Below are 11,503 nucleotides of genomic sequence, written 5' to 3'. Positions count from 1 at the left end.
AATCTATGGCTGACTCCTGCTAATACCTTAAAATCTGATGATAATAGGACAAAACGGAGGAATTTAAATGCCAAATAGAATATTGATTATAGATGACGATAGAGAACTTTGTACACTTCTAAAGAAATGTGTCAGCAAGGAAACGATTGACGCCGACATTTGCCATTCAGGAATTGAAGGGCTGGACGCACTTTCTAACAGCAATTATCAGCTGGTTGTGCTGGATGTTATGATGCCTGGTATTGATGGTTTTGATACCCTCGAAAAAATTAGACAGACAAGCCGTGTTCCTGTCATGATGTTGACTTCCAAAACCGAAAACAGCGATAAAGTGCGGGGGCTAAGATCCGGAGCCGACGATTACTTGACAAAACCTTTTGAAGTAGAAGAATTTAACGCCCGCGTCGTATCCTTAATCCGCAGATATACAACCCTGAATTCTGTTAAAGTGGAGGACAAAATAAAAGTGCTTTCTTTTCAGGGTCTTTCTATTGAGCTGGACACTTGTATTGTAATTGCAAATGGACAGCAATTACAATTACCTGCTAAGGAATTTGATGTTTTGCGATATCTAGCGGAAAATCAAGGAAAAGTCCTTACCAAACAACAGATTTATGAAAAAGTCTGGCAAGAACAATATGCTTATGACGATGCTAATTTGATGGGCTATATCAGCCGTTTACGAAAAAAGATAGAATCCGACCCCAATAACCCGACATACATACAGACAGTCAAGGGTATGGGCTATCGCTTTAATCGGGAGGTATAAGCTATGAAATCATGTTTAATATTGTTTCTAATCACAGTAACAATATTTTCAATAATAACTATCGTTATTTTGGTACTCAAAAACCATCGTATTAAACATCGACTAAATGATGTATGTGAGATTTTAGACGATATAGCGAAAGGAAATGATGATCATAAAATACTTGCTGCCCCTACTGATGTAACAGCCTCCATTTGCTATAAAATTAATGAGATTGTATATGACTATCGCGAACAACTTATTAGTCTAAAAAAAGCTGAACAGACAAACAAGCAGTTAATGACGAGCCTTTCGCATGATGTACGCACACCTCTTACTACATTGATTGGTTATTTAGACGCTGCACAAAAGGGCATTGTGGAGGGACAGGAACGGGAACAGTATATTGAAACAGCCCGCATAAAAGCATATGATATGAAAGAATATATAGATAAACTGTTTGAATGGTTCAAACTCAATTCTGGCGAAGAAACTTTTGATTTTCAGCGCATAGAATTATCTGAATCCACCCGAAATATCCTGCAAAATTGGATTCCAATATTTGAAAATATTCAATTAAACTATGATATTGATATTCCTGAAAAGTCGATTTTGGTATCTGTGGATCATAACGCATATTCCCGAATTATAAATAACCTCATTCAAAATGTCGTTGCTCATAGCAGGGCAAAAAAGATTTCAGTAAAAATTAAAAGAAATGATACCAAAGTATCAATATCCATATCTGATGATGGAAAAGGGATACCGAAACAAGACCTGCCGTTTATTTTTGACCGCCTCTATAAATGCGACAAGGCACGTTCAGAAAAGGGAAGCGGTTTAGGGCTTTCTATCGTGCAGCAACTTATCCGTAAAATGGGAGGATCAATCGATGTTCAAAGTGTTCCTTTTCAACAAACGGAGTTTATCATGAAACTTCCCTTGGACGTTTCGTGATAAAGGAAGTCCCTGATACGCAGGGGCTTTTTCTATTTTCAAAATTCTAGGTTAACTCTAGGTTAACTCTAGGTTAGCTCTAGGTTGGTGTGCTATAATCGGCTTCATAAAGACAAGGAGGCTTAAATTACAATGAGTGATTTTATTATCGAAACAAATAACCTGACAAAAACGTACGGCAGTCAAAAAAGTGTTGCCGATTTGAGTATTCATGTACGAAAGGGCCGGATCTATGGACTGCTGGGCCGTAATGGTGCAGGCAAAACAACTACTATGAAAATGTTGTTGAACCTCGTTCATCCGACTTCTGGCGAAGTTTTTATTTTAGGAAAAGATATGCGGACAGAGGGAAAGAAAATCCTTCCCCGTATCGGCTGCCTGATTGAATCTCCTGGCTTCTATCCGAACCTCACTGGCACGGAAAATTTGCGAATATTTGCAGAACTACGCGGTGTCCCTAATCGCGAAGCAATTAAGACTTCGTTAGAGCTTGTCGGATTGCCTTACAAAGACAAGAAACTGTTTTCAAAATACTCTCTCGGAATGAAACAACGTCTTGCTATTGCTTTGGCAATCATGCATGATCCCGAAATCTTAATTTTAGATGAACCAATCAATGGCCTAGACCCAATAGGTATTGCAGAGGTTCGTTCCTTTATTCGTGAACTGTGTGATGCAAAGGGAAAAACTGTTATAATTTCCAGTCATATTCTTTCTGAAATTTCTCTGCTGGCAGATGACATTGGCATTATTGATCATGGGGTTTTACTGGAAGAAGAAAGCCTTGAAGAATTGGAACAGAAAAATAATAAGTACATTCATTTTGGCGTTTCAGACCCGGCGCAAGCAGCTAGGATTCTCGAAGCAACCTTTAAAACCAAAAACTTCCGTATTGTCGATAACAGTAACATTTTCTTGTATGATACTGACCTGTCAGTGTCTGATATTAATCGGTCGTTCATGCAAAATGGGCTTGAAGTTTCAGAGGTTCATACATGTGAGGATACATTGGAAGATTACTTCAAGAGAGTGACCGGGGGTGAGGGAATTGCTTAAATTGATAAAATGTGAATTTTGGAAATTAAAACGAAAAAAGTTTGTAAATTTTGTCGTTTTGGCCGCCTTTTTGTTTCCAATTCCTTTTACCGCGCTTGTAATGGGCGGCAGTTTGGGGTCAGTAGAAGCCTTTGAAGGACTGTTCGGCATGATTGTGAGTATGGGCGAATCAATCATGCTTCCCTGTGTAATTGGAATTATTGCCTCTATGCTGTTCTTTATGGAGCGGGATAACGACACGCTTAAAAATTTACGAGTAATACCTATATCAACGTCCAAAATTGCTACAGCCAAAATTCTAGTCTTGTTCATACTTGGGTTTATCTTTTCAATGGTTTCGGTAGGGGCTGCTATGATTGGAGGCGTAATTGTTGGCGGACATATTGATGGGATTATATTCAAATTAGGTATTGCCGCAATAACAGGCGTGCTATATACAGCGGGAACCCTGCCCGTAATTATTGCTATAGTGTTTTTTAACCGTTCCTACATTTTTTCAATTATTATCACGTTGTTTTATACAATGTTCAATTATGTATTGGCCTTTTCAGGTTTATCTTCACCTGAACCCGTAATGAAGTTACTCACCAGTATTTTGCCAACACCAACAATCTATCGCTGGCAATTAACAATATTTACTCCGGGAACAGCCGCATATTCTTTTTCAAAACCATATTTTCTGTCTCTACAAACGGTATCTCTCGTAATTGCAATCCTTGCTGGAATTTCCTATTTTGCAATTATCCAAATTTATAGAAAGCATGAAAGTTGAGGTGAGTGGAATGTTACGAATTATTAAAACGGAATTTTTGAAACTTAAACGCTACTCTGTAATCTGGATCGGCATTGCTGCAACCCTTTCGGTCGTGCTTCTATCAAGATTTATGGCGATGGCTACCGATGGTACAACGCATACTTTCCATAACTTTTCCAATACAGTGATTTGGAATAATTTTAGTTTGATTTTCCCTGCAACAATAGCATTGATCAGTGGATATATGATAGAACGTGAAAGAACAGATGATACCTTAAAGAACATATTGACAATCCCCCTATCTTTTCGGCGTTTACTGGCGGGAAAATTGATTACAGTAGGGTTACTCTCTATCTTTTTAGCAGTTATGCAGTTTCTTTTTACATTGCTCATAGTTCTCTTTAGCCATTATCCGGGGCTAACGATTGGAGGCATGGTGCAATCTTTGTTCCAGATGATTGGCATGAATATATTCGTCTATATTGCCGTAATGCCTGTTGTTATTTTTACCGGGCAGCGTGCAGGTAGTTTTATGTCAGGTGTCGGCTTTACTTTTTTTTATGGATTTGTGGGTGTTTTTGCATCAGGCCATGGATTGACGAATCTATATCCAATCGTTGCAGGATTGGGAATCATTAATTATCAGGAAGATGGTGGTTCCGTATATAACCAGCCAATATGCTTTATTGTCATTTTATTAATGATTGTACTCTCATTCGTTTTATTATTAAACGCTCATGATCGCGTAAAAACGCTGAAATATAAAGATAAGCCTGTTAAGCAAGTACGCAGAGCATAAGGGGGCAATGCCATGCAAGAAAATAATACAGGTAAAAACTTATTATCAATCTATCTGAAGAAGAAATTCACCGCAAAATATTGCGATGCACAGAAGAAAGCGAACCTCATGAAATATCAACTTGGAAAGTGATGCTTTAGTTAGGCAATTGAAAGAAAAAGAAGGACATCCATTCGCCAATTGAACGAGCAACCGTGGTCCAGTGATGGAGGAGTTTCACCGATTGAGGTAATAGAGCTAATTGAACTCAGAGAAATTCCAGAAGCTGCTCCTGCTAAAGAATTAATGGCAACTAAAGTATCGGAAGGACTAATGCTCATCAGGAAGACAAGATAATGAGCAATGGATTAGAACACAAGGGTATAAGAACTGGGATCGACTTGCCTTCAAGGACAAGTAGAAAAGTGGAACAAGGCTTTAACAAATATTAAATGAAGTAACCCTGAGTCCGATAACATCAGACTCAGGGTTACTTCATTAAAGACCAATTTTAAAGATTATATTTCAATTTCTGAAAATCCTTTTAGATCCACAACATTACAAATGGAGGGGTTATACACATTAAAGAAAATAATTAATTTGCTGACCCAATACGACAAAGATATCGGTTTAAACACTATACAATATAGCGGAATAGATCTAGCTCAATTAATAAAAAAATGGAGGGGAAAAACATGAAGAAAAAACTTTTAGCAAGATTATGTTCCGTAGCTATGGTTCTAAGTTTATTAGCCGGTGTTTCTTTGCCGAGTTATGTGGTGCATGCTGACGCCAATTCGGTTGCGGCAATTTTTGTAGGCGACCCCATATACTCAGGAGGGCAATCTACCATCAACGCCATAAAAAATTCGGGGTATAACACTGTTATCATAGGTTTGGTTCATCCTCATCCTAACGGCGATTTATACCTTAATAACACGTTAGTATGCTCAGGCGGCCAGTATGTAGGCACTGATGCTGCAAGACAACAATGGGCAACATTAAAGACAGGCCCGACAAGTGTTAATCGTGTGGAAATAGCGATAGGCGGGGGCAGTACAACCGACTTTCAAAACATGAATTCATTTTTTTCTGCAAATGATGCTGCCCGTATCTATGAATTTGAAATCAATCCTCCTAATCAGCCAACCGTCAATCTTTGCAAGAACAAGCCTGCTACAGCCAACCAGTATGTAGATTTCTATGGGCCAGATTTAGCAGTGGATGGTTTACAAAATACCAAATGGGTTTCAAATGTAGGTATGGGTAACCAATGGCTTCAGGTTGACCTCGGTTCGCGGCAAAATGTTTCTACTTGGGCGATAGGAAATGCAGGTTTAGGTGCAAGTTTGGGTTATGGGGATAAAATCAGTATGAACACCTCGGACTTTAAAATTCAAAGCAGCGACGATGGAAATACCTGGACGGATCAGGCTACGATAACCGGCAATACTCAAGATATCGTAAGTGGTGCTTTTCCGGCAGGTTTATATGCACGTTATTTCCGTCTTTATATTACCAAGCCAACGCAGAACATTGACACTAAGAACATTTTCAAACAAAACTTACAGGCATTGATTAATGCAACCGGTGCTGATGCTGTCAATTTTGACGATGAAGACCTATATAGTTCCCAATTAATGATAGACTTAGGTAATATGGTTAATAGCATGGGTAAAAAGGTTACCTTATGTCCTTTCGATCATCAAAGTACTTGGGCAATTGTCAAAAACACTCTTGGTAGCATAGTAGACCGCGTGTATCTGCAAGGCTATGGTGGCACAGTAGATCCTGGATCGTGGAAGAATGCTATGGGAATGCCTGTGGTTTATGGCTTTAATACTGCGTACAGTCCAGAAAATACTGTCGCAACGGCATTAAGTAGTTTAGACCCAACTAAAGTTTCCTTTGCTGGTGCATTTATATGGAACTATGATCAAATACAAAACAATATAAGTGTTAATACTCCTGCCGGTTATGCCAAAGCAATAAGAACTTATTTTGACATAGACACTAATCAGGCGTTGAATAAATATGTTTGGAATAACGGTTCTAATGTCACCCCCCCATCCAACGCGGTAGATGGACAAAAAAATACCTTATGGACATCAAGTAATGTATCGGGGGATAAATACTTACAGGTTGATTTAGGTGAATTTAGGACTGTCAGTCGATTTGTGGCACGTCATGCAGGTGCAGCAGGTCTTGATACTAGCTTGAATACGAAGAATTTTAAGCTGGAGTATAGTATGGATGGCACAAACTGGTTCGTTGCTTATACAGTAAGCGGTAACTCTTTTAGTGTCACAGACGCGCAGATGGCTACAAAAAACGCCCGCTATTTCCGTTTGAATATTACTACACCGACGCAGACTACTGATCAAACTGCCCGAATTGTTGAATTTGAGTTATACGGATACTAATAGCCGATGAAGGGGTGTCGCCAACATTGTCGGATTAACTTAACTATTAAAAGTCACAGTATTCATAGTAAACATAGTGCCTTTAAAGCCTTGAAAATGAACGTTGAATACTATATAGCTATACTTAGGGTTTATCCCTAAATTAATTACTCATCATGCCGAAATACTTGAGGAATACTCAAGATAAAGGTGGATGAACAATGATACAAAAGAAATCGTGGGAAATTACGGACGAATTTTGGAATGCAATAAAAGATTTGATACCCAAAACTGAAACTGTCATACATTCCTATTATCAACTGGATGAAGGGGACAAACACTTTGACGATATGGAATTATAAAGAAAATAGAGTTTTAGAAAGGCTATATAAAGGTCATAAAATCCGCCAAGGCTATATCGATTACATCGTTCGCAAGAACTGAAGAGGGTAAGTTGATTGATCTCCTTTCACCCATAGGCTTTAGAAAGCAGCAATATAAGAACAATAAAAGTACCACCAATGTTATCCAATGATAGCTTTGATGGTACTTTTTTATATATACCAATGCAAGGGAAGAAATCAAGAAGACAAAATAAGGTTACAAAATCAACTAAGACTTCATAAGATAATAGGAGGGACTTACTGATGCTCTGTGTGAATATTGCATAGGTTTTACGATTGTATTCTGGGAGTTAAGGGAGGTCGATGATTACTGCGTATTACACTGCTTATTTTGGTGCTGCTTTTCACTGCACCACATTGCTTGTACGAAGATAACTACGAAGTACCCGTGGAGTATGTAGCTCCCATAGAGGAAACCGTAGTTGCGGAGCCAGAGCCTCGATATCGTGAAGTTGTCATGGAAATCTCGTACTACACCGCAAATGATGAAGGTATGAATGGTCATGGAATTACCGCAAGTGGTACTAGGGTAAACGAGGGGCGCACAGTAGCAATGAGTTCTAGGTATGCCTTGGGAACTAGGATATGCATAGATGGACATTGGTATGTTAATGAGGATCGAGGTGGTTATATTGTAGGCGATAGGGTCGATGTATACGTTGCAGACAAGGAAAAGGCATTGAGACTCGGGAGGCAGAGGAAAAAGGTGAAGATCGAGGAGGAATAACGATGAGAATTCACTGTGGTTGGACTGAAGAATGAACAGGATACAAGAATACTGCGACGTCTGCATAGAAATTTCTATGCAGACGATGAATTTGTGCACGGTATTACATTGTTACAAAGGTTGTGCATATGGAACATTTTAAAAATAATTATGCAAATTTTCCTCGGAGGCGTAATGTTAATGGAAGAGTCAGAAGAACAACGAAAGCAATCATTACGACAGCAATGTTTATCCCAACCATATCACTTGCTAATCCGTAAAGAAAAGGAGATATCGCTCCTGAACCAATGGTTGCTGTATAAAAAATAGCAAACGCCTGCTTGCATTGTTCATCAGAAACCAATTCCGGAACACTGCCATACAATACCGATGAAGTACCATTTAATGCAACGCCCAGAATAGGCGAAAGCAGAAGGACAGGCTCTAAGGGAAGAAACAGTATTCCTAAAATACACAAGGTTGTAACCATCTCCGTAGTCACTACCGTTCGCAATACACCGAATTTCGTAGCCAATTTTCCACATATATATTTACCAACTGCACCTCCTGCAAATACAAGAGACAATGCTAAACCAATCAAACTAACCTGTGCACCTTTTTCTTGCAATAAGAATGGAAAAAAAGTAAGGAATCCCATTCGAGTTGCACTATCAATCACTCCGATCATCGACAAGGACCAAAAGGACTGATTTCCCTTCCACGCAAAACAGCCAAGTGTTGCTGTCTCTGTTTTTCCCTCATTCGTTGAAGAGTGCTGCCGAATGTTTTTAGTAATTAGAAAAATGACAATTACACTCATCATGCCAAGCATACCTAAGAATCGGCTTGCAGTCATCCAGTTATATTGGGCAATTAGCAGGGCGGTCATGCCTGGTAATAGTAATTTACCAAAATCTCCAGCTACATTAAAAGTACTAAGAGCGGTTCTGCGTTCAGCTTTATCAGGATAAGCACTCGATATTAAGGAAGACGACAAGGGATGCTGAGTGCTTGATCCTAACCCTCCAATTACTAATAAACAGCCAACCATTATTGGTGCTGCTGCCCAGCCGAGCATGAAAACGGCAGCACTGGTGAGAATCGTCCCAAGCAGCAGCAATTTAACTTCGCCCATACGGGAAGCTAGAAAACCTGCTGGTACCTGAAATCCTGCCAAGGAACCAGAAAACAATGTTTTTAAAAGACCAATTTCAGCAAAGGTTAAAGAAAATTGAACTTGCCAGATTGGGAAAAAAATGTATAGCATGTCACTAAATCCATCATGTATAAGATGCGCAAGACATCCTGCAAATAAGACTTTCTTACCTTTGGTCATTTCTTTACTGTCACAAATTTTATTCATTTTCGTTTCTTAACCTTTCCTCTATGCATTGATGCTACATAGATGATACATACTCTGATAAACCACCATTAATATTGGCATGCTCGGCAATTGCCATTAATAACGTACGCATTGCCAGCGTAAAGGTTTTATCTTTATGAAATATTACCGAAAAATCAATCTCTAACTTTGGTGCATCACAAAATTCATGAAGGGTCCCATCTTCTATATGAGAGCGAACCAGCACCTCTGGCAGTACGCCAATACCTAACCCATTCAGAACAGCCTGTTTAACTGCCTCAGAATCGCTATATTCTAAAATAGGTATGACTGCATTTTGCCGTAAGTATGGATTGTATTTTTCCCGATAAACACTGCCTTGTTTTAAGGCAATAAAAGGCTGCTGCTGCAGAGTATCGCCATATGTATCTAGAAGACTTGCATGAGTAACCCATAATAATTTCTCGGCTACAACATTAAACTGCAGAATTCTGCTATTCGATATCTTGTCATGAACCAGAGCTAAATCAAAGCTATTATCTAAGATACCTTTAACGGTAATCGGTATATTGAAACAATGTTCAATACTAACTGATACATTGGGAACCCGCTCTTGAAACTCTCGCAAGATGGGTGATAGTGTATGCGCCGCCACAGCAGTACCAAGACCTACCTTAATCGTTCTATCATGGGAAAATTCCTGTACTGTTGCTCGTGCTTCCCCATACAATAGCAATAGCTTCTCTGCATAAGCAATAAGACGTAAACCTGCTTTCGTTATATAGAGTTTTTTACCGACCCTTTCAAACAAGATTACCTCGAAATGTTCTTCCAGTGCTCGAATTTGAGCTGTTACTGTTGGCTGAGTAAAATTGAGCTGTTCTGCCGCTTGTGTTACATTGCCTATTTTTGCAACTAAGAGAAAAGTTTGTAATAACCGTATATCCATCCAATTGCCACATCCCCGATTTTCACTTTGTACTTATTGTAGTATAATAGTTGCTTCCTGACAATTGATCATCTATCCGGCCTTTTCTCTTTCTTAATGATACCCTTCTCTTACTCAAAAGAGAAATTGAATATATCTATTGCATCAATAGGCTTTTTTAATTAAGCCAACTATTGATTTGTATAATACGTTCTAAAGGATTTATATTGAGCACGTGAGTTAATTTAGGGACCTTTTCTTCAACTATGTCTTTAATCGTAGACATAAAGAAAGGGTTGAACATTGACAGATACAGCTTTTTCTTTGGGACTGTTGGGTAGAGATGAATGGCTGCGATTGCACCAAATTAACACAAATGACCATTTTGATGTGTCAGGAAGGATCAATCCATCTGAAGAAGAAATTCGTCGCAAAATATTGCGATGTACAGAAGGAAGCGAACCTCATGAAATCGCAGCTTGGCCTAAAGCAGAGCGTGATACTTTACTTAGGCAATTAAAAGAAAAAGAAGGATTTATAATATACAAAAGCACAGCGAAAAAGCGAGCGTATGAAACGCCCGCTAGGAATGGATTCGTTATTATCGTAAGGTAAACTTATTGTCTTTAGGATGCCAGCCTTTTTTACCGATGAATATTTGATTAGTCGCCATGTCATGACCATCTTTATTGATATCAAAAGTTAAGGTATCTCCTCCTCTTATTTTGAAATCTAATTCATCAATCCCGCGTCCTGTGAAACGGAAGCGAATTGTATTACGGTCACGGTCTACTTTAACGAAATCACCATTTTCCAGATTTTTCTCTTCAATGCCGTAAAAGCGTCCGTCTGTACGAATCACGCCAGAAAATACATGCTGTTTACGAAAGTTAGTTGTTTTCACATGAAACTTGTCATTTCGATCATGCCATACGGACAGGCTGGAGGGACTTTGTGCAGGACGGCCCTCGGAACGGTCACTCCAGGCAAAAGCGGTTCCAGATAAGGTGACAAGGAAGCAGGTGAGTAGTGCGAAGCAAGGTAATTTTTTCATATGTAACATCTCCTTAATCTCAGTCTGAAATTACTATATTACAAAACTTTGACAAAAGTATGACAATGGAAAGAATGAAATGAGGTAACCCTGGGTCTGACGCCCCTGAATTGTCTTAATGGCATACGCATAACAGGTAGAAGAGACTTTGTGTTGCTTTTACCTGTTATATTTATGTGGCATAAATCGGCAGCATTTATTTGAGGAGGAAAGCGACTTTTATTTCGTCGCAGATATTGCGATGTACAAAAGGAAGAGAATCATGAAATAGCAGCTTGGCCTAAAACAGAGCGTGATGCTTTACTTAGGCAATTAAGGGACATTAGTCGAGTAGAAGTGCGCCTCACGACGCGCAACCCGCACGGAACCGTGCG

At 39.1% G+C, this 11,503-nt stretch carries 13 protein-coding genes; 10 read left to right on the top strand and 3 right to left on the bottom strand.

Annotated features, from left to right (window positions below):
- Positions 1–67: 67 nt before the first annotated feature.
- The 9 genes from LMF89_RS09855 (at position 68) to LMF89_RS09815 (ending at position 7,826) form a co-directional block, all read left to right on the top strand.
- Positions 68–769 carry a response regulator transcription factor gene (locus LMF89_RS09855; RefSeq protein WP_229534904.1) on the top strand — a complete coding sequence of 234 codons (702 nt, stop codon included), beginning with the start codon at positions 68–70 and terminating at the stop codon, positions 767–769.
- 3 nt (positions 770–772) lie between these two features.
- The gene (locus LMF89_RS09850; RefSeq protein ID WP_229534903.1) at positions 773–1,705 is read left to right on the top strand and encodes a sensor histidine kinase; all 933 of its coding nucleotides are present in this window, start codon (positions 773–775) and stop codon (positions 1,703–1,705) included.
- Between the two features lie 132 nt (positions 1,706–1,837).
- Positions 1,838–2,761, top strand: a complete 924-nt coding sequence (locus tag LMF89_RS09845) for an ABC transporter ATP-binding protein (RefSeq protein WP_229534902.1) — start codon at positions 1,838–1,840, stop codon at positions 2,759–2,761.
- Positions 2,754–3,533 (top strand): ABC transporter permease, encoded by a 780-nt coding sequence (locus LMF89_RS09840; protein WP_229534901.1) that lies wholly within the window; start codon positions 2,754–2,756, stop codon positions 3,531–3,533. Before LMF89_RS09845 ends, LMF89_RS09840 begins: the two co-directional genes overlap by 8 nt.
- A gap of 10 nt (positions 3,534–3,543) precedes the next feature.
- Complete coding sequence (locus LMF89_RS09835) at positions 3,544–4,314, top strand: ABC transporter permease (protein ID WP_229534900.1); 771 nt, start codon at positions 3,544–3,546, stop codon at positions 4,312–4,314.
- 180 nt (positions 4,315–4,494) lie between these two features.
- Complete coding sequence (locus tag LMF89_RS09830) at positions 4,495–4,650, top strand: hypothetical protein (protein WP_229534899.1); 156 nt, start codon at positions 4,495–4,497, stop codon at positions 4,648–4,650.
- Between the two features lie 407 nt (positions 4,651–5,057).
- Positions 5,058–6,716, top strand: a complete 1,659-nt coding sequence (locus tag LMF89_RS09825; RefSeq protein ID WP_229534898.1) for a discoidin domain-containing protein — start codon at positions 5,058–5,060, stop codon at positions 6,714–6,716.
- A gap of 200 nt (positions 6,717–6,916) precedes the next feature.
- Positions 6,917–7,057 (top strand): hypothetical protein, encoded by a 141-nt coding sequence (locus LMF89_RS09820; RefSeq protein ID WP_229534897.1) that lies wholly within the window; start codon positions 6,917–6,919, stop codon positions 7,055–7,057.
- A 403-nt stretch (positions 7,058–7,460) separates the two neighbouring features.
- A complete protein-coding gene (locus LMF89_RS09815; protein ID WP_229534896.1) occupies positions 7,461–7,826 on the top strand; it encodes a 3D domain-containing protein in 366 nt (121 codons plus the stop codon).
- A 148-nt stretch (positions 7,827–7,974) separates the two neighbouring features.
- On the opposite strand, the gene LMF89_RS09810 is transcribed toward LMF89_RS09815, so the two are convergent.
- Both LMF89_RS09810 and LMF89_RS09805 read right to left on the bottom strand, forming a co-directional pair.
- Entirely contained in the window at positions 7,975–9,168 is a 1,194-nt protein-coding gene (locus LMF89_RS09810; protein ID WP_229534895.1) for an MFS transporter, read from the bottom strand.
- A gap of 34 nt (positions 9,169–9,202) precedes the next feature.
- Complete coding sequence (locus LMF89_RS09805; RefSeq protein ID WP_229534894.1) at positions 9,203–10,096, bottom strand: LysR family transcriptional regulator; 894 nt, start codon at positions 10,094–10,096, stop codon at positions 9,203–9,205.
- A gap of 282 nt (positions 10,097–10,378) precedes the next feature.
- Here LMF89_RS09805 and LMF89_RS09800 point away from each other — a divergent pair, with 282 nt between their 5' ends.
- A complete protein-coding gene (locus LMF89_RS09800) occupies positions 10,379–10,690 on the top strand; it encodes a hypothetical protein (RefSeq protein ID WP_229534893.1) in 312 nt (103 codons plus the stop codon).
- On the opposite strand, the gene LMF89_RS09795 is transcribed toward LMF89_RS09800, so the two are convergent.
- A complete protein-coding gene (locus LMF89_RS09795; protein WP_229534892.1) occupies positions 10,677–11,129 on the bottom strand; it encodes a hypothetical protein in 453 nt (150 codons plus the stop codon). The two genes, LMF89_RS09800 and LMF89_RS09795, sit on opposite strands and share 14 nt — an antisense overlap.
- Between the last annotated feature and the right edge of the window lie 374 nt (positions 11,130–11,503).

The sequence above is a fragment of the Pelosinus baikalensis genome (genome assembly GCF_020819555.1).
Taxonomy (GTDB): domain Bacteria; phylum Bacillota; class Negativicutes; order DSM-13327; family DSM-13327; genus Pelosinus; species Pelosinus baikalensis.
This window is presented reverse-complemented; position numbering and strand designations above follow the sequence as displayed.